Genomic DNA, 18,928 nt, shown 5'->3' with positions numbered 1-18,928 from the left:
ACGATGATGCGGGATCAGTTCAAATCATCATCACCAAAGCAGATGCAGACATCACCGTCACGGGTTACACCGGCGTGTACGATGCGGCAGCTCACGGAGCGACAGGCACCGCCCTAGGCGTGGAAGGAGAAACGCTGGCAGGTCTTGACCTGGGCGCGAGCTTCACGAATGTACCGGGAGGCACGGCAAACTGGACGTTTACCGATGTGACAGGCAACTATAACGATGATGCGGGATCAGTTCAAATCATCATCACCAAAAAATCTGCATCAGTCACTCCTAATGGAAACACAAAAGTCTATGGCAATGCTGACCCAGGCTTCTCAGGATCATTGAGTGGATTCTTAAGTGCTGATAATGTAAGTGCAACTTACAGCAGAACTTCTGGAGAAACCGTAGGTGGCAGTCCTTATACTATCTCAGCGACTTTAAGTCCTGTAGGAGTATTAAGCAATTATGATATCACATATAATACGGCAAACTTCACGATCACCAAAAGACCAATAACGGTTACCGCTGATAATAACAGCAAGTATTGTGGACAGGTGGATCCAGGTTTAAACTATCAAATAACCTCAGGCAGCTTGGCCTTTACGGATGCCTTTACTGGCAATGTCGCAAGAGTAAGTGGTGAAGGAATTGGAATTTATCCAATCAATCAAGGTAGTTTGGCTTTGAATGCCAATTATGAATTGACCTTCATTTCTGGACAGTTCACGATTAACGGGGTAAGCATCGACGCCTCCGCATCCGGTACTCCAGTTCAAATTGGTACTGCCGCGACCTTGAGAGCAACTGTTACTCCTAATGTGGCCGGTGTAAGTGTAAGATTTGTGGTGACCAACGAATTAGATGCAACAGTCTTTGACCAAATAGTAACAACCAATGCTGCTGGATTAGCTACAGTTAACACAGGTAATCTAACAGCAATCGGTGTATACAAAGTCACTGCAACCGCAGGTTCTGGATGTGCTAGCTCTGTAGCTTATATCCCGGTATATGATCCAAATGACAGCTTCGTAACAGGCGGCGGCTGGATCAATTCACCAGCAGACGCTATGCCAGCTAATCCTGATGCAGTTGGGAAAGCCAACTTTGGATTTGTTTCCAAATACAAGAAAGGCTCCAGTCAGGTAGACGGTAATACTGAATTCCAATTCAATGCAGGTAATATCAACTTCAAGTCTACCATGCATGAGTCCGGATCTTTGGTAATTGCTGGCGGCAAAGCAACATACAGAGGAACAGGTACTATCAACGGACAGCCAGGATACAAATTTGTAGTAGTGGCTATTGATGGAAACTGGAATGGTGGTGCCGGTCCAGATAAGTTCCGAATCAAGATCACGACAGCTACTGGCGGTACAACAATCTATGATAACCAAATCGGTAAGGATGAAAATGGTACCGATGCAACTGTCCTTGGAAACAATGGCCAAGGTGGTGGATCGATCGTGATTCACGAAGTGAAGAAAGGCAACAAACGTGTCGTAGCCGATATGATCGAAGTTCCATGGAACACTTCCATAGAAACGGTCAAGAAGGAAATTGAGAAAATGAGCCTGACTTGGTTTGAAGCGAAGAAACTTCCGATGACCCTTCAGTCTGATTCTTATGATCCTTTAACTCCGGGAATCTACGAACTGAAAGCAGATCTGGTCGCGAATGAATTCTATTCCTTGGATGAACCGATCGCAATCCTAGTGATGGTTCAGAATAAACCTCAGGCTCTGGATATCGTGGTGGACAACAGCAAGCTTGGTTCAGGCTTGAGATCCGGAGAAGTTCTGGGTAATCTGAGAACCATCGATCCGGTGGACAATATCCATAGCTACACCTTGGGTGAGAATCCGGATGTGGAACTGGAAGGAGATCGATTGATCTGGAAAGGAACCTCAATTCCTGCAAGATTGGATGTGACTGTTTACAGTACCGACCGAGCCGGACAGACTATTTCCAGAGAAATCACGCTTCGTAGAGAAATGAAACCGGGTGAGTTCTTTGTCTATCCAAACCCAGCGACTGAAGAAACCAATGTCATGGTGGACTTGGATCAAAGCGCAAATGTTGCGATCCGCATCTTTGACGCAGTCGGAAGATTGGTGATGGAAAATGAAGCTCTTCGAGAAGGTTCATTTACCCAGAGAATCAATCTACAAGGCTTGGCAGCAGGTATGTACACCATCCAAGTGGAAGCTGGAAATATGGTCATGACCAAGCGACTGATTAAAAAATAAACGGTTGAACAATAAGTAATTGACCTAAATCTAAAAGCCCAATTCATTGAATTGGGCTTTTTTCATTTAAACCGATTTGAATTAAAAATTTGATTTAGGCGAGGTCAAATTTGTTGCTTTTTATTTTTTCTAATTCCAATTGGAAAATCAATAAACCTAGGGAAATCAATGCTAGGTTTTTGATGATATACTGTCCAACCAAGGTCGGCGTGAACCAATTTTGCCAAGTATCATTGGGTAAAAAGAAGACCGGAAGGAATGTTGCTCCCATATGGGCTAATAAAACTGCCAAGGCGATTTTGGTCCATTGAGGAATCAGCCAAGCAATTCCAATCAGGCATTCTATTACTCCAAAGGCTCTATTGAAGGTTTCAAAATCCATCCAAGTGCCCAGGATTTGATCAAACAAGTTGTGGACAAGAGGCTCGGCAGGGGAGAGGCCAAGGACTTTTAAGATCCCAAACCAGAAGTAAATGACAAAGAGAGAGATTCTCCCAAAGAGTAGAAGGTTATTCATAGGCTAAGTTTTTTCGAAACTTAAAGCCCATTTCGGTAAGATAAACTGACAAAAGTCAATTTATGATCCTTGTTTTGTCAATTTTTAGAAAGGTTTGACTTTGATTTAATTTTTGAACGCTTCCCTGATGGCTTCCAGGTAATCAAAACCGTGGCCTTCGGTGGGTTCGATGTAGTTCCCTTCCAAATATTCATTCCAGCAGCAAATCATGATGGTATTCCCATTGGAGGATCGGTATTTTCTGGAATAGGCTTGTGCCTCTTTGAGTTTAGCCAAGAAAGAGGATTTGTCACTATGAACCCTGTCCTTGTAGGGTTCAGAAGGAAATCCACTAGGTTGAGGCCAAGTGCCTCCAGCTGGGCGCATATCCCAGCCCATGGCAACCGGAATTTGATATTCAAAAGCTGGATCACCGCTAAATTTCTCGCTCCACATATTCCAGTGACCACGGTAGGTCTCTCTCATGTCTGCATAGGAGCGATTGTCTTTTTCGAAAAAATTATGATAAACATATCCCGTCATTCCCTCAAAGCCCATATCCTTCAACCTAGGCACATATTCTTGAAGCAAAAGCCGATTTTGGTAGCTTCCTCCTTCCCAAGGACGTCTTGAATTTCTAGCCTTCCATTGGGTAGGAAGCCCATAAATTCTCTCATTTTCCAGCATCGGGCCGGCAGTTACAGCAATAAACTTAATTCCAGGTAAACCAGCTTTTTGAGCGGTTTGCTGGGAGAGATCTAAGAGATCTTTCATAGTTATCCCATAATAGGCCGCCCGGGATTCAGCATCTTGGGGAAAATAGAAGTACACTATAGGCCTTCCATCATTGGCTCGCAAATAATCTCCTCTGCTGAAATATTGGTCTATCCATAGGTGTGTGATTTTTTCATGAACTTTCAGATAAAGATCCCGATCTGGACTTTCCCCGGGATAGTTGGCCTTTCTTGCCATTTCATCCGGAGAACCCACCTTCAACCATAGCATCCAGCGCTCATGGCTATCGTCGCACCAGTTGATTGCAAATTTCATTTGTTGATCGGCCGGGAGTTTGGCATTTTCGGCTAAAAGCACTTCCAGTTGATCTCCCCATTCCACCAAACCCGGCACTTCGACACGTCCATCCCTACCACGATTTATCCTCCAGCCTTTGGGATAATAGATTTTTGACTGAGGGCCAAAATACAGATGATAATAGTAATGCCGACCAAAAAACCAGTTATAAGCAAAAAAGTCAATCCCGTAGCTTTTCATGAATTGGAGTTGCTTTCGGGCAACATCAGGATCTGTTCGGGAATAAAACCCCTTCAATTCTGCTATGGGCTTTCTTTCCAAATAAGGGCCTTCATAAGGATAATTTCTATTGTAAACCCGGCCTCTTGGTCCCCAAGTCCCTGTATTTTGGAGACTTGAACAGTCTTCCCTTCCTGTCAAACAGGACCAAAAGCTATCCCGATCTACGTTAGGATCGGGAGAAGTATTCCAAGAAGGCATAAAATAAACTCCTACCAATTCATCTTCAGCAGTATTTCCACTTTGGAGCGGAAGAGATACCAAGCTTGCCTGGGAATAATTCGGATTACTTTTCTTTTGGCAAGAGACAGAAAGAAGAATCCAGGCAATGAAAAGAAAAGAAATAGAGGGGTGTTTCATCGGAAATAAATTTTGAATTCTAATTCAAAATCCTAAATCGGTTTTTTTAGAATATGGATATCTCTGAATTCTGGAAAGATTCTTTCAAAATCCAGCGTATAGGAATGTACAACTTCGAAACCCATTTTTTGATAAAATCTCAAAGCTTGTTGCTTTTTTTCCATGGCTTCAAGCCATATGAAATCCAATTTGGATTCCTTGGCGATTTCAAAGCAATGGTCCATCAACAACCGGGCAATTCCCTTTCCATGGGCTTTGGGATGGAGGTAAAGCCGATGCAATTTCATAGCATTGGGAATTTCTACTTCCCTCGGGGAAAAAGGGAAATCGTATTTCAATACTCCGATTTTTTCTTCGTCCCATTCTACAAAAAAATAATGGCTTCTGGATCGGGATAGCTCTTTTTGGACGGTTTCGGGATTGTAGATCAAATTCACGTACCAATCTCCTTGATCGCTCCAAAAATCCCGATAGCCCAAGCGATATACTTCATCCATTAATAGAAAAAGAATGGGTTGATCCTCAGGTTGAACGGGATTTAAAACTAGCTTGGGTGTGCTAGAAAGCGTGATTTTCATTCCCGAAAATAGCTAAATCTTACTTGAGTTTATCGACCAATTCTTCTGTCATTTCATCGGCGTAGGTTCCATAGGAGTTGACCAATACTCCTTTGATTTTCCCGTCTTTGGAGGAAATGGCAAAGAGAATAGCTTCATCAGATGGATTGGTATTGCCTTCAAAACGAAAAGTTTGGTCCACTTCAAACTGGGAGGGAAGCAAGCAAACGTCCCCACAGATCAAGCTGTCAAATCGGATATTGAAATCTTCAGTATATCCTCCTTTCCTAAGTTTTTCCAAGGTTTCGACGAGGGTAGGTTCGTAATTTTCCATGACTAAAAAGAATTTGATGAGATAGTTGAAGGTACAATTTTTTAGCCATAGGATTGAACTCCTGGGTTTTAAAGCTAGGAGGAAGGTAAAAACCATTGAGGTATATGAAGCCTTTAAAGTTTATTAAAGCAGGACTTGATCTAAACAAAAAATCCTGCTTCAGGAGAAGCAGGATAGCTTGTTGACAGACCTTTGGGGTTTTTAAAAACCCCGAAGGTCTTTAATTGTGAAATGAAACCTTTCAGTACCCCGCGGCGCACTCAAAGCTTTCTAAACTTACTTTCTCGCCAAAGCTCTTTTTACTGCCTTGACAATGTTTTCGGCATTCAGGCCATATTTTTCCAGCAGTTGAGTTGGGGTTCCAGACTCACCAAAGCTGTCATTTACGCCCACATATTCCAAAGGAGCAGGATTGTGACGGGCTAGGGTTTGAGCGATGCTATCTCCCAAACCACCATTGATCTGATGCTCTTCAGCAGACACAGCGCAACCTGTCTTCTTCACTGATTCCAGAATGGCTTCTTCGTCCAATGGCTTGATCGTGTGGATATTGATTACTTCGGCATGGATACCTTCCTCACGAAGCATCGCTTCAGCTACTACGGCTTCCCAAACCAAATGTCCTGTAGCGAAGATGGTGACATCCTTGCCATCTATCATTTTCCAGGCCTTTCCGATTTCAAACTTCTGATCGGCTGGAGTAAAGATCGGCCAGCTAGGGCGTCCAAATCTCAAGTAAACTGGACCTTCATGCTCCGCAATCGCCAATGTAGCTGCTTTGGTCTGGTTGTAATCGCATGGGTTGATTACAGTCATGTGAGGTAGCATTTTCATCATGCCCAGATCCTCCAAAATCTGGTGAGTAGCCCCATCTTCCCCTAAAGTCAAACCAGCATGGGAAGCACAGATTTTCACATTTTTGTCAGAGTAAGCAACAGATTGACGGATTTGGTCATAAACCCGACCTGTGGCAAAGTTGGCGAAAGTACCGGCGAAAGGAATTTTTCCTCCCAAGGTCATCCCTGCTGCTAAGCCAATCATATTAGCCTCAGCGATTCCAGTTTGGAAAAACCGATCAGGGAATTCTTTCTGGAAGTCTCCCATTTTCAGGGATCCGATCAAATCCGCACAAAGCCCGACCACATTGGGATTTCTTCTTCCTGCTTCCAGAAAGCCATCTCCAAAGCCAGAACGGGTATCTTTTTTTTCTGTATAGGTAAATTTTAAGTCTAAGCTCATCTTTTTGTCATTTGGAATAGGAAATCAATAATCACCAAGGGTTTCTTCCAATTGACCCAGTGCTTTGGCCAATTGCTCGTCATTTGGCGGTGAACCATGCCATTTGTGAGTACCTACCATGAAGTCAACTCCATAGCCCATTTCGGTATATAGCAGGTTCATGATTGGCTTTCCTTTTCCGGTCAGGGATTTAGCTTTTTCCAAGCCTTCAATGACAGATTTCAGGTCATTCCCGTTTTTGGTTTCGATTACTTCCCATCCAAATGCTTCCCATTTGGCTTTGAGATTTTTCAGATCCATTACTTTGCTGGTAGGACCGTCGATCTGCTGTCCGTTGTAATCTACCGTGGCAATCAAATTGTCAACTCCATAGTGAGCTGCATACATCGCAGCTTCCCAAACCTGTCCTTCCTGCAGTTCACCGTCACCCATCAGGATATAGACCAATTTGTCATCCCCGTTGAGTTTTTTGGCCTGAGCAGCACCTAAAGCCACAGAAAGACCCTGACCCAATGATCCAGAGGCTACGCGGATTCCCGGCAAATGCTCATGTGTTGCAGGGTGGCCCTGAAGCCTAGAATTGAGTTTTCGGAAAGTTTTGAGTTCTTCTACCGGGAAATATCCGCTTCTAGCCAGGACAGAATACCATCCTGCGGAAAGATGTCCATTGGAAAGGAAGAAAAGGTCTTCACCTTTCCCGTTCATCTGAAAATCTGGGTTATGGTGTAACTGGTCGAAGTAAAGGGCTACGAAGAATTCAGCGCAACCGAGCGGAGCGCCGGGGTGTCCTGATTGAACGGCATGCACCATTCTCAAGACATCCCTCCTCATCTGGGTACAGATTTTTTGGAGTTGTTCAATAGATTGTTTTTCCATTAGCTGGTGGTTTATTTTAGGATTTGAGCGGTGTGGTTTTTAGTATCCACTTTTGAGATTATTTCTTCGATTTTTCCTTTTTCATCGATTACAAAGGTGGTTCGGGCAGTACCCATGTATTTTCTTCCGTACATGGATTTCTCCACCCAAGTTCCGAAAGCTTCATGAACCTTCAGATCTGTATCAGCGATAAGCGGGAAGGGGAGAGCTTGCTTTTCAATAAATTTCTTGTGCGATTTTTCATCGTCGGAACTGATTCCTAGCACGACATAGCCAGCCTTTTGCAAGGCTTCATAATTATCCCGAAGGTTGCAGGCCTGAGCAGTACATCCGGGAGTGGCATCTTTTGGATAGAAATAGAGCACCACCTTTTTACCTCGATAATCGGATAACTTGATGGTTTCTCCGGTTTCAATTTTTGCTTCGAAATCTGGGGCCATTTGGCCAACTTCAATAGACATAGTTTTTTAAGTTTTGAATGGAACAATGATTTAAGGTATAGTCCCTTTCCATTCGGCTACGTTGCCGGCAAGATCGGTAACTTTCAGTAAAACTGCTCCCTTGAACACTTGTTCATTCTTGGTTTCAGACCAAATTACTGCCTGTTTGTGCTCATATCGCATCAGGACCCATTCACCATTGACCCAAGCTTCAAAACTTTTTATCCCGGAAAGATTATCCTTGATCGTAAATCGTATTCCCTGACTGTTAACTCGGATCGGGGTGATGGTAGGCTTGACATTATCTTCAGCCAAAACAAAACTACCAAAATTTCTGGTTTGGAAACGGATTTGTCCACCTTCCCAAGTGCCTCCAGCGAATGATCTAGCACCGTTTGGAGATCGGAGATACACATGGGTTTTTTCCTTATTTCCCACATAGCCACTTACATCCCAAGCTAGCTCAATGGGATTCCAGAGGTATTCTGTGGTTTCCTGAAGTCGAAGAACAGGAGCAGAGGCTGGACCTGAAAATCCAACTCTCAGGTATAAATCTTCCAATAGGCTGTTTTCAAAGCTTTTTACTTGGAGTTTATCGGTTGCTAAAAGGAACTCTTCCCCAACAGGCAATTTTCCAATCAAGTCAGGAATTAAAACTTCTGAACAGAGGTCAATTTTGCTAGGAATGCCGAATCTCAAGTCCCATAGATAGGTTCTGCTTTGTGAATCCTGATAAGCAGGAAGAATTTCGTAGCTCTGATTGCCTACAAAAAACTTCGCCAAGCCACCCTTATCAGATTGGGCAACTTTGATCTTCATATGATGCTTGAAGTAGCTGGTTTGAGCCTTGGCCGGAGCCGGCCCATCGGAAATGGTCGAATCCAGATCCGCTCCGGTCAAAGTCAAATTCACCAATCGGGCATTGCTGTAGGCGTCCAGAAGCTTGATTTGGATGGATTTTTTTTGTCCAGCCTCAACTTGAAAAATTCCCGTTTCGGGTGATCTTGGGCTGAGAAAGTCAAATTTCAGTTCCGGCTGAAAATAGAGCTTGGTGAATCTATTTTGATGGGTGTGTAAAAGGAAATGTCGGGTATAATTGAAATCTACCCGATTGACATGGAGCGTGTACAACAAACCAGACTCATCCGAAATTTCAAATTTAGGGAAGCCATTTTGATTCTCTGCGCCATCCAGCTTGTCGTAACTCTGGATTTCCAGTCCCACTTTTCCGGTCACTTTAACGGTTTCCGGTATTCGATAGCTGGCCCCACTGAGTACAGGAGTGATTTCCAACCGCTGGAATTTTCCATTGACCCTCGAATCAATCTCCAAAGGAACTATGGCGATTTTCTGTGGAGTGGGAGGGATATTGTCCAATATTTCAGGAAATCCGGCCAATAAGGGATCCATGGCCCGATCCAAACTGTCCCGGATTTCAAAATGCAAATGAGGACCTCCTGAACTCCCGGTATTTCCTCCATTGGCGATCAGTTCTCCCTTTTTGACCGGTAATTCACCCGGCTGGGGATATACTTCCAATTCATTTTGCTTGGCTTCGTACATTTTATTTCGCATCCAAGCCTGAAGTTTGGGATTGAAATTCCTCAAATGTCCGTACAGGGTAATATTTCCGCTGGGATGCTTGAGGTAGATCACATTTCCGTAGCCAAAAGAGGAGATTTTGATTCGATAAACCCAGCCATCAGCGGCTGCATAGATCGGCTCGCCTTCGGCTCCGCCAAATTTGTAATCCAAGCCCGTATGAAAATGGTTCGGTCGTAATTCAGAGAAGTTTCCGGATAAGTAATTTCTCCCTCCAGGTTTTACAGGAGAGCGGAAATAGCCTTTTTGAATCTCTTGGGCCAAAAGTCCAAACGACATCCAAAAAGCTACAAGTAGAAAAAAGAGTGTAAGCTTATTTGACTTCAAAATCCAGCATTTTATCATTTCCGATGAATCCAACCAAATGGTCTCCAACTTTTACGGGACCAACTCCTGCCGGGGTTCCGGTGTAGATCAAATCTCCTTTTTTCAGGGTAAAAAACTGTGAGACATAAGAAATGATGGTTGCAAAATCAAACAGCATCAGACTGGTGTTTCCTTTTTGCTTGAGTTCTCCGTTGATTTCCAAATGGAAGTCGATGTCTTTCAGATCTTCAAAATCAGAAACTGGCTTAAAATCGCCGATAGGCGCTGAACCGTTGAAAGCTTTTGCGATTTCCCATGGCAAACCTTTAGCCTTGCATTGGTCCTGAAGATCCCGGGCAGTAAAGTCAATTCCCAAGCCGATTTCCTCAAAATAGCGATGTGCAAATTGAGACTGGATGTATTTTCCTTCCTTGGAGATTTTGAGGACAAGTTCGACCTCATGATGGATATTTTCTGAAAAATCAGGATGATAGAAAGGGGCTCCACCTTTCAGCAAAGCGGTATCAGGCTTTAGAAATACGACTGGTTTTCCGGGTTTTTCGTTTTGGAGCTCTTCGATATGGGCGGCGTAATTACGGCCGATGCAGATAATCTTCATAGGTTTTTGGCGCTTTTCTGGGCTGTAAAATCGGATTCGATTTCCAGTCGTGAAAATAAGGATATCCTTGGCAAAAAGTGGATGAAAAGCAGAGAATAAGGATATTTTTACTCGGATGGCTGAAAGCGGATCAGAAGATTTCCACTTTCATCAAAAAACTCCAAAAAGCCATCTGGTGTGAGTTGATATTGAGTTGTGGATTGGACAAAGCTAAGGCCGCCTTCTTGAATTGGGCTTTGGCCTAGGCAAATTTTATCGGCTTCCAATCGATAATAGGTATCCACTAATTGGATTTTTCTTTCCCCTACTTCCCCCATACCTATGATGCCCTTAAAACAACCTCCATACGTTTCAAGCGTCCTGCTTAATTTTTGAATCCGAATAAAAATTGGAAAATAGGGTTGTTCAGGTATGGATATATTTTGCCAAGCTCCCTCGATTGATCCTATCCAATCTTTTTGTTTCTCTAATATGGACTTCAATTTGAATTTTTGAGAAGGTTGATCCACTTCATATTCTACTTTTAGTTTGTAAAAATATCCTTCTTCAAATTTAAAGCCTTTAATTTCGAAACTCTCCGATTGACGTTTCCACTTAGAGTAATCTAGCTCTTCTTTATCTTGAGTAAGAAAAAAAATTCCTGCTTGGGCATAGGGATATAATTCTGTTTTCAGTTGATATGGATATACCCAAATGATTTTGGTTTCCTTTTCAGCACAGGAAAAGAAAATGGCTAATAGAAAGTATAAATATTTGCCTGTTTTCATTTCAGTTTATTTTTTCCCAAACGGCTACTTCTTCATCTTCATCGCTGAAAAAGGTCAAAATATTTCCTTCTCTTCTGAATTTGCTGTTCAATCCTGGGAATGGCATAAGCTTAATCCAGTCTGGTGGGCATGCTTTTAAAGTCATCATTCCTGGTTTGTAAGAGATGATTTTATCCTTTCCGACTTGCCTGATTTCAAGCGAGACCTGATTGCACCCATCAGAGGATGATGCAAAGCGTATCATAGGAGCGATTACGACACCATGACCATTGGGATAATTTGCATTGGGTAGGTCTTCACCAAGATGTCTTAATACTCTCCAGCCTCCTTCCAGTACATCGATGTAGTCTCTTTCCTCTTCCAGAATTTCCAAAAGCTTCCTTTTCTCTTCTCCAGTCTTGAATTCAGTTGTTTTCTGCACTTTAACTTTTTGGATATGGTAAGGCTTGAATGTGTATCCTTCCATTTCAAAGGGTATCCTGATCAAGGTTCTTAGCTCAAAATCAAACTCCTCTTGGTAAGTTATCCCAAGACAAGGCTTTGGAGGGGAAGTGCTATTAGAAGGATAGTCACAGGGAATAGGATAGCTATACACCCAAAAGGTTTCTTCTGTTCCAAGGTTTTCAAATTCTTCTGTACAAGAAAAAATAAGGAAGACAGTGAGGATAAAAAAGGATCCTCTTTTGAGAAAATCTACAGGATTAATTGAGAACTCTTTCATGGAAGTGGCTTATTTCCAGTAAAAACTTACCTAAAAATAGATCCATAAAGGATCAATTGATTATCAAAAAATGCAAAAACGAAGGATGATATTATTGACTTTAATGGTCAATCCACCTTCTGGAGCATCATCAAGGTTTTCCCGGATTCATCGAGGAGATAGAGTGTTCCGGTTTCAATTTTATAGGCCCTTGTTTTTTCAAGAGCATTTTGCATGTCCAATTCCACTTCCATGGATGGGCAAGTCATCAGTGTGCTTGTATTTGGTTTCAATAAGATTCCATCGGTTCCCACGAGGGAAAAAGTCCCACTCACAGAGTTACATCCTAAACTCCCAAAATAAGCCCGGCTAGACTGATCAAACTCAAAAAACAAAGCCTCCATTCTTTTTTGGGACTTTGGATTCTGAAATTTCCCGACATAAATAACTTTCCAGCGGTGATTCAACCCAGATTCTTGGGAAAAAGCCTTTGAAGTGAAAAGGGAAAGGAGTATCCAAAAAGCCAAAAAGGACCCGAGCAAGGAAGGTCTCATGGTTAAAACTTCATCGCGTTTACAACCTTAAATACCTCAGCTGTCCAGTATTGATAAACTTTTCCAGAAGGATGCAGCTGATCGTCCACGACCATCTCAGGCTGAGCACCCACTTGGCGATAATGCTTAGTAATTTCCACGAATTTCACCCCCAATCGATCGCAAACTGCTTTTTTGGCAGCATTGTAAGCATCTATTTCTCGAGCCACCTTGGCCTGGTCTGAACCTTTGGATACTGCAAATGGCGTGATTCCCCAATCCGGGATGGAAATGACCACCACGTGATCTTTATTTCCTCTGGCAAATGCAATCGCTCGCTTGAGAAGTTCTTCAAATTCTTGTTGATAATCATGGACTGGCCTGCCCCGGTATTGATTATTTACTCCGATCAATAGCGTTACCAAATCATATCCTTGAGGATCAATGGTCGAAGCCTTGATACCAGCCTCCAATTCATCTACCGTCCAGCCTGTTTTGGCAATTATTTGAGCGGGGGAGAAAGAATACTTTCCGGTTTGGTTCAGCATTTCCACCAATTGATTGGGATATCGGTCTGGTTCCGGCACTCCTTCTCCAATGGTGTAAGAATCACCCAAGGCGAGGTAGCTAAGGGATTTATCGTTGGATTGTGGGGCTTTTTCCATCAATGAAGTGAGGCTAATTCCAATACTGAGAATAAATAGAAAGATCATAGTTTAGGATTGAAAAATGGATTGGGTTAAAGTAAATGTTCCTGTGATGGCGTCCATTTTGACATTTGCACCAACCGGAACTATAAATTGTCTGGGAATATGACCGATCATTGCCCCGGTGTAAGCAGGGATATTGAGAGGTAAAACATACTGATCCAGGATCTGATCCAAGGTCAAACTCCCATATCCACCTCCGGGCTTGCAATCCGAGCATTGCCCGAAAATAAAGCCTTTGATCTTACTCAGAGTCCCGTTTAACTGAAGGGTACTCATCATGCGGTCTATTCGATAAGGATCTTCTCCGATATCTTCTATAAATAAAATAGCGTCTTGAAAATCAGGGTAGTATGGAGTTCCGGATAAAGCAGATAATACAGTGAGATTTCCACCCAAAATTTTACCTTCAGCTGTTCCGGATTTTAAGGTTTGGATTCGATTCGCCTTTAAAACCAGTTCGTCTCCCTTGCCACCTTCATTCTTGAATGTGACTTTTTCCCGATTGAAAAACATATTTTCAAACTGCTTTACATTGAAGCTATTCCAGCTTCCTGAACCATTTGGACCATGAAAACTTATCAATCCAGTTTGGCTATGTAAAGCACAGTGAAGTGCAGTAATATCTGAGTAACCCATTAAAGGTTTTGGATTTTTCCTTACCAGATCATAATCGATCAAAGGAAGAATCCTGGAAGCTCCTGAACCTCCTCGGATGCACACAATGGCTTTTACCTCCGAATCTGCAAACATCTGGTTCAAATCCTCTGCGCGCTCCTGATCCGTACCTGCCAAATGCCCAAATCTGTTGGTTAGATTTTTTCCCAATTTCACTTTGAATCCCAATGCTTCCATTGCCTCCTTGGCATAGGTAAACTCCATCCGGTCAGCGGTGGCAGCCGAAGGCGAAATGATTCCGACTGCATCTCCTTTTTGGATGGCTTTGGGCAAAAGAATTTCTGTCTGATAGGCTTTTTTGAAATCAAAACCCAGAAAGGAAGCCGAGGCTGCGGCCATGCCGAAAGATTTGAGAAAAGTACGCTTGTTCATTTTGGCTATATTTTGGGTGAAAATACTTTCTTTTTTCTAAGGATATAAAAGAAAAACCCTGCCAATTGACAGGGTTCTTGCTCAGTTTTTCAATTCATTGAGTAGTTTTTCCAATTGCCTGATCATTGGGCGGGATTCAGCTTCAAATTTCTTGTTCTTTTTTCTCAAAGTAAACCACATGATCACCGCGATAAAAAGCGTCGCTCCTACGTGAGCGCCCAGTCTTACTTGTAAAGATAATGGGGCCAACACTGCCAAATAGCCCAGATTAATTGCCAAAGCCAATAAGACACAATAAGTAATCATATGTTTTTGGATGATCTTGCCACGCAGATTGAGTTTTTGAATCTGTTCTTCCAGATAGTCCCGCTGATTGTAGCGCTCGGCGTTTTCTACTTGTCCCAGTAGGGATTTACTGTTGAGCCAGATCACCCAGCCCATTCCGAAACTGATGATCAGAAGCGTGATAATTCCCAACGGACTGTCTTTGAGCGGAAGTGCATAGACCAGAATTGAGATGGTGATCGGCACACAGGCTAATCCAATGACCCATTCCGTTTTTTGCTTTTTTTCGGTGGCTTTCATTTGCTGAATCAGTCCGCTAATATCAAAATTGACAGCTTTTTGACTTTTCCAGAGTTGTTGTATATCGTTGAAGTTAGTTTCCATGAGGTTGAGGATTGAGTTTTTGGGTTAATAGTGCTTTGATACGGTTGACTTTGACTGCGACGTAGTTTTCAGAGATCCCGCTGATCTCTGCAATGATTTTGTAAGCAGTGCCCTCCAGGAGCAAAGTGGCGATGATCCGGTCTAATTCATTCAGTTCCGAAATGGCCTGATAGAGTTGTTGAAGTCGGTTTTCCAGCTCTTGGGATAGGTTTTCCGGATCTGCCAGATCAAGGTTTTCCGGAATTTCCACCTTCTTTTCACCCTGTTTCTTTTCCTTGGTGGAAAAGGTCAAAGCAGTGTTGTAGGCAATTCGATAGATCCAAGTACTGATCTCGCTTTCTCCTTTGAAGCTGTCAAGGTGTCTCCAGATCTTGATCAGGATTTCCTGAAAAAGGTCATTGGCCAGTTCTTTTTCCCGGACAAATCCCAGGCATAGTCGGTAAATTTTGTCCTTGTGACTTTGGTACAAGGCTTCAAAATCCTGTTCCTTTTGGGTTCTCATTGCAGAAATGCGCTTATTTTTTCCATAAACCATTCCGGATTGTCCCACATGATAAAATGGTGGGCAGTCGGTGCCATTTCAATTTGGACATTCTGGGCCAATTTGTATTGACTTTTAAAATTTTCCCGAACAAGCTCTTCTGTCAAGCCATAGTTTTTTCCAGAATACCAAGCTCCCAAAACCAAGATTGGGGTTTTGACCTCAGATAATTCCTGCCTGAAATCTGTGGTCATCAATTCATACATAGCTTGGGCACTGGTCATTCTATCGCTTTCCATGCTCCATTCTACAGCCAAAGGAAGTTTCAACTGATTGGTAGTCATCATGGGCATGGTAGATGTTTGCTGTGCTCGATACTGTTCGGGACTTTGAGCCAACATCAATTCTTTCATTTGATCGGCCATTCCTTTCATATTTTCTTCAGTGGCAGCAGGATTAAAGGCTGCTGAATAAAAAGGGTAGGAGTCCACAATGACTGCTTTCTGTATTTTTTCAGGAAGATTTTTAGCCAGATGAAGAGAAAGAAAGCCTCCTAAACTGTGTCCGATAAGGAAAACTTTTCCGGGTTGATTTTGAATGTATTCGCTAAGCAGGCTTTCCATCGTGTCAATAAAACCAGCTTGTAATCTTCCCGCTGGATTGGTCGCAAAGCCAGGAAGAGTAACTACATGGCACTGGAAATTTCGAGAGAGATCGGCTACTGTCTCATCCCAGACTTCCCCTGAGGAGGAAAGTCCCGGAATCAAGATAACAGCCGGGCCATTTCCTGAGATTTTTACCTGAAGTTCCTGACCGAAGCTTGAGGATAGATTGGAGAAAATGACAAAGAATAGAAGAATCAACTTTTTCATGGTTTTGGTTTTTTCTTCTTTAGACCCAGGCATCTTCCTTTCATTACAGTTTTTGGGAAAAATTTTCAAAAAGTTAGAATTTCGTCGATTGACCACAGACCACAGTCCACAGCACCTAAAATCAGACTTCAAACCTTATTTCATTTGGTACCTGGTAGAAATGGGGATATTCATTATTCTCAATTCTTCTTCTAGTTCAAAGCAGCACTGAAATAGTTGTGGAAAATCGACCATCGACGACTTTAAAAGGGTCATAACATAAACTCCTCTCTCCCTACCTCATCTGACATCGGTCACCCGACATCGGACCCCAACTTCCGTCTCCCGTCTTCCATCTCCAATCTCCCCACCCATCTGACATCGGTCACCCGACATCGGACCCAAACTCCCGTCTCCCAACTCTAAAAAAAATCCCTAACCTGAATCATTACCTTCTCCACTTCTCTTCTTACTGTAGAAGCCGAATGTAGGTAGTTGGAATTCATAAACGCGAATGCATAGGTTTTTCCGCTTTTTGCTTTGACCATTCCCACAAGACTATAATGATTGCTGATGGTGCCAGTCTTGGCAAAAATATATGGCTGAGCGGCCTGAAAGCTGTTTTTGAGAGTGCCTGTCTTACCTCCAGTGGGTAGCATTTGATATAATTGGGCTTCCGGAAGGATGCGGTAAAGCTTTTCAAACAATCCTACCATGGAGCGAGGAGTGAAAAGATTATGCCTAGAAAGTCCACTTCCATCTACCCATTTGGGTTGGTCAGGAAGGTCAAAGAAATAGGTCTTTTTGATAAACTCGATGGCTCTTTCTGTATCCAAAGTCTGAAAAAGTCGATCAGAAACCATCCAAAGCATCTGCTCAGCAATGAAATTGTCACTTTCGAGCATCATTTCCTGCAGTAGGGGAACTAGAGGAGCGCCTCGGAATACCTTATGATTTTGGGGTAGCGGTTCTTTCTTATAGATCCACTTTTTACCTGTGATTTCCTGAGCCAATTCAGCCGTTAAGTTGCCGGAAGTGAGTAGTGGTATATATTTTTCCCTACCGATGAAAGTGCTTGGGTTATAGGAAAAGGTATTGGTATGAAAATCCCTCTCTAATTCTTTGATCGGTAACGTTGTAGTTCGAATAGATTTTTGGAATCTACTAGGTAATACTTCTGGCCGGTTACCGACTTTTTTAACCTCTAATAAATTCCCCGCTATAGGCAATGGGCTTCTTTCAGCTGAATAATCATAATAATAATCATCCCATTGCCAGCCATATCCAAATGCAGGACTCACCTGATTGGCATCAGAAAACTGAATAACCCGATAGTTTTTCCAGATTTTCTCAAAATCCGGTTGGCGAAAACTTAGGTATTTCCAGCTGGGATCGCCCGCTCCCCAGATTTTAAGGGTATCGCCTGCTGGAAGGTATCGGAGGGTTTGAGTGGAGTCCTGAAGAACAGCCACAGCAGCAAAAAGGGTAAAAAGCTTGGTTGTGGAAGCTGGGATGAAATTGATCTGAGAGTTTTTCTCAAACAGCACCAGCTGAGAATCCAGATCATAAAGCACGAAACCGGTCAAATGCCCGCTAAAGAAGCTTTGATCCCCCAAAAGTTCGCTGAGACGGATATATTGCGCACGGGTGGTTTGGGCTTGACTTTCCCAGAAATAGAAAGTCAAGGTAAATATCAAAAAAAGCTTATTTAACCAGGATTTGATCATTTCTCAAAGCTGAATAAAAAAGGCCTAACCATCCCAGGATAAATCCTACTCCACCCAGAGGAGTAATAGCTCCCCACCAAGTGATTCCACTCAGAGAAAGTATATAAAGTGATCCCGAGAAGATTAAAATTCCGAGTATGAAGGACCAGGTTACAAATTTGAGGCTTTTCCAATCCGGTTTGATTAAGGATAGTAGTCCTACCACCGCCAAGGCCAGGGTATGATAAAAATGGTAGCTCACGGCAGTCTGAAAGGTTTCAGTTCTTCCGGTTTTAGCCAATATATCCGCCAAACCATGAGCCCCAAAAGCTCCTAATCCTACCGCAAAGGCACCGGAAAGTCCTGCTGCCATTAAAATGTGTTTTCCGTTCATGTTTATGAATAATTTCTGGCTCCAAAAATTGCTGACCCAATTCTTACCATGGTACTGCCTTCTTCTTGGGCGATTTGATAATCACCACTCATGCCCATGGATAATTCTTCCATTTGGACAAAAGAGGGGAGAGCCTTGTTTTTCAGGGATTCAAACAACTGCTTCAGGGATTTGAATTCCTTTCGGATTTGGGTTTCATCTTCCGTGAAAGTAGCCATTCCCATCAGGCCTTTGACATGCACATGGCTGATCTCTGAAAATTCAGAGGAGGAAATCATTTCTTCTAATTCCTGCCTGTCGAATCCAAACTTGCTTTCCTCCTCGGCAATATGAATTTGCAGAAGTACTGGAATTACCCGGTCGATTTTTTTGCCCTGCTTATTGATTTCTTTGAGGAGTTTAAAGGAATCCACCCCATGAATCAAATAAACATAGGGGGCAATGTATTTGACCTTGTTGCTTTGCAAATGTCCGATCATATGCCATCGGGTATCAGCTGGCATTTCGGGCTGTTTGGCTTGGATTTCCTGAACCTTATTTTCTCCGAAGTCACGTATGCCTGCTTCGTAGGCCTTTTTTAGATCCTCGATGGGCTTGGTTTTGCTGACAGCGATAAGTTTACACTCAGAATTGACGAATGATTTTTTCAGGGATTCAAGGTTGGCTTTGATGTCCATTTTCTAATTTTATGGT

Annotated in this window: 21 protein-coding genes; 1 reads left to right on the top strand and 20 read right to left on the bottom strand. The window is 42.8% G+C overall.

All coding sequences use genetic code 11. From position 1 onward, the window contains the following. Positions 1–2,237: MBG domain-containing protein (locus tag G458_RS0114420; protein WP_026952512.1), on the top strand; the 2,237-nt coding region annotated here is incomplete at its 5' end. Between the two features lie 94 nt (positions 2,238–2,331). On the opposite strand, the gene G458_RS20925 is transcribed toward G458_RS0114420, so the two are convergent. From G458_RS20925 to G458_RS0114315, 20 genes are all read right to left on the bottom strand, one after another. Next, positions 2,332–2,754: a DUF417 family protein gene (locus tag G458_RS20925; RefSeq protein WP_051287332.1), complete on the bottom strand. Its 423-nt coding sequence runs from the start codon at positions 2,752–2,754 to the stop codon at positions 2,332–2,334. Between the two features lie 105 nt (positions 2,755–2,859). Continuing rightward, positions 2,860–4,404, bottom strand: a complete 1,545-nt coding sequence (locus G458_RS20920) for a glycoside hydrolase family 99-like domain-containing protein (RefSeq protein ID WP_084438879.1) — start codon at positions 4,402–4,404, stop codon at positions 2,860–2,862. A 32-nt stretch (positions 4,405–4,436) separates the two neighbouring features. Next, positions 4,437–4,982 (bottom strand): GNAT family N-acetyltransferase, encoded by a 546-nt coding sequence (locus G458_RS20915; protein ID WP_051287330.1) that lies wholly within the window; start codon positions 4,980–4,982, stop codon positions 4,437–4,439. A gap of 19 nt (positions 4,983–5,001) precedes the next feature. Continuing rightward, a complete protein-coding gene (locus tag G458_RS0114400) occupies positions 5,002–5,295 on the bottom strand; it encodes a hypothetical protein (protein WP_026952511.1) in 294 nt (97 codons plus the stop codon). Positions 5,296–5,571: 276 nt separating this feature from the next. Then, the gene (locus G458_RS0114395; protein WP_035468260.1) at positions 5,572–6,534 is read right to left on the bottom strand and encodes a transketolase family protein; all 963 of its coding nucleotides are present in this window, start codon (positions 6,532–6,534) and stop codon (positions 5,572–5,574) included. Between the two features lie 24 nt (positions 6,535–6,558). Continuing rightward, complete coding sequence (locus tag G458_RS0114390) at positions 6,559–7,410, bottom strand: transketolase (RefSeq protein WP_026952509.1); 852 nt, start codon at positions 7,408–7,410, stop codon at positions 6,559–6,561. Between the two features lie 11 nt (positions 7,411–7,421). Next, a complete protein-coding gene (gene bcp / locus G458_RS0114385) occupies positions 7,422–7,871 on the bottom strand; it encodes a thioredoxin-dependent thiol peroxidase (RefSeq protein ID WP_026952508.1) in 450 nt (149 codons plus the stop codon). Between the two features lie 30 nt (positions 7,872–7,901). After that, positions 7,902–9,731, bottom strand: coding sequence for a M23 family metallopeptidase (locus G458_RS0114380; protein WP_051287334.1), 1,830 nt, complete (start codon positions 9,729–9,731; stop codon positions 7,902–7,904). A 34-nt stretch (positions 9,732–9,765) separates the two neighbouring features. Next, positions 9,766–10,377, bottom strand: a complete 612-nt coding sequence (locus G458_RS0114375; protein WP_026952506.1) for a fumarylacetoacetate hydrolase family protein — start codon at positions 10,375–10,377, stop codon at positions 9,766–9,768. 107 nt (positions 10,378–10,484) lie between these two features. Beyond that, a complete protein-coding gene (locus G458_RS0114370) occupies positions 10,485–11,144 on the bottom strand; it encodes a DUF4377 domain-containing protein (protein WP_026952505.1) in 660 nt (219 codons plus the stop codon). 1 nt (position 11,145) lies between these two features. After that, a complete protein-coding gene (locus G458_RS0114365; RefSeq protein WP_026952504.1) occupies positions 11,146–11,865 on the bottom strand; it encodes an META domain-containing protein in 720 nt (239 codons plus the stop codon). A 107-nt stretch (positions 11,866–11,972) separates the two neighbouring features. Beyond that, on the bottom strand, positions 11,973–12,398 hold the full coding sequence (locus tag G458_RS0114360) for an META domain-containing protein (RefSeq protein ID WP_026952503.1): 426 nt from the start codon (positions 12,396–12,398) through the stop codon (positions 11,973–11,975). A gap of 2 nt (positions 12,399–12,400) precedes the next feature. Further along, on the bottom strand, positions 12,401–13,090 hold the full coding sequence (locus G458_RS20910) for an SGNH/GDSL hydrolase family protein (RefSeq protein WP_157359804.1): 690 nt from the start codon (positions 13,088–13,090) through the stop codon (positions 12,401–12,403). A gap of 3 nt (positions 13,091–13,093) precedes the next feature. Beyond that, entirely contained in the window at positions 13,094–14,134 is a 1,041-nt protein-coding gene (locus G458_RS0114350; RefSeq protein ID WP_026952502.1) for a S66 peptidase family protein, read from the bottom strand. Positions 14,135–14,215: 81 nt separating this feature from the next. Next, positions 14,216–14,803: a hypothetical protein gene (locus G458_RS0114345; protein WP_026952501.1), complete on the bottom strand. Its 588-nt coding sequence runs from the start codon at positions 14,801–14,803 to the stop codon at positions 14,216–14,218. Continuing rightward, complete coding sequence (locus G458_RS0114340; RefSeq protein WP_035468259.1) at positions 14,793–15,305, bottom strand: RNA polymerase sigma factor; 513 nt, start codon at positions 15,303–15,305, stop codon at positions 14,793–14,795. The genes G458_RS0114345 and G458_RS0114340 overlap by 11 nt, the downstream gene beginning before the upstream one ends. Beyond that, positions 15,302–16,156 carry an alpha/beta fold hydrolase gene (locus G458_RS20905; RefSeq protein WP_051287328.1) on the bottom strand — a complete coding sequence of 285 codons (855 nt, stop codon included), beginning with the start codon at positions 16,154–16,156 and terminating at the stop codon, positions 15,302–15,304. Before G458_RS20905 ends, G458_RS0114340 begins: the two co-directional genes overlap by 4 nt. Before the next feature lie 401 nt (positions 16,157–16,557). Further along, positions 16,558–17,862 (bottom strand): D-alanyl-D-alanine carboxypeptidase, encoded by a 1,305-nt coding sequence (locus tag G458_RS0114325; protein ID WP_026952499.1) that lies wholly within the window; start codon positions 17,860–17,862, stop codon positions 16,558–16,560. Then, positions 17,840–18,235, bottom strand: a complete 396-nt coding sequence (locus G458_RS0114320; protein ID WP_026952498.1) for a DUF423 domain-containing protein — start codon at positions 18,233–18,235, stop codon at positions 17,840–17,842. Before G458_RS0114320 ends, G458_RS0114325 begins: the two co-directional genes overlap by 23 nt. Positions 18,236–18,237: 2 nt before the next feature. After that, positions 18,238–18,912: a YggS family pyridoxal phosphate-dependent enzyme gene (locus G458_RS0114315; RefSeq protein WP_026952497.1), complete on the bottom strand. Its 675-nt coding sequence runs from the start codon at positions 18,910–18,912 to the stop codon at positions 18,238–18,240. Between the last annotated feature and the right edge of the window lie 16 nt (positions 18,913–18,928).

This window comes from Algoriphagus mannitolivorans DSM 15301 (assembly GCF_000429425.1).
GTDB classification, from domain to species: Bacteria; Bacteroidota; Bacteroidia; order Cytophagales; family Cyclobacteriaceae; genus Algoriphagus; species Algoriphagus mannitolivorans.
Note: the sequence above shows the minus strand (reverse complement) of the source record. Positions and strands in the feature narration are given on the sequence as shown.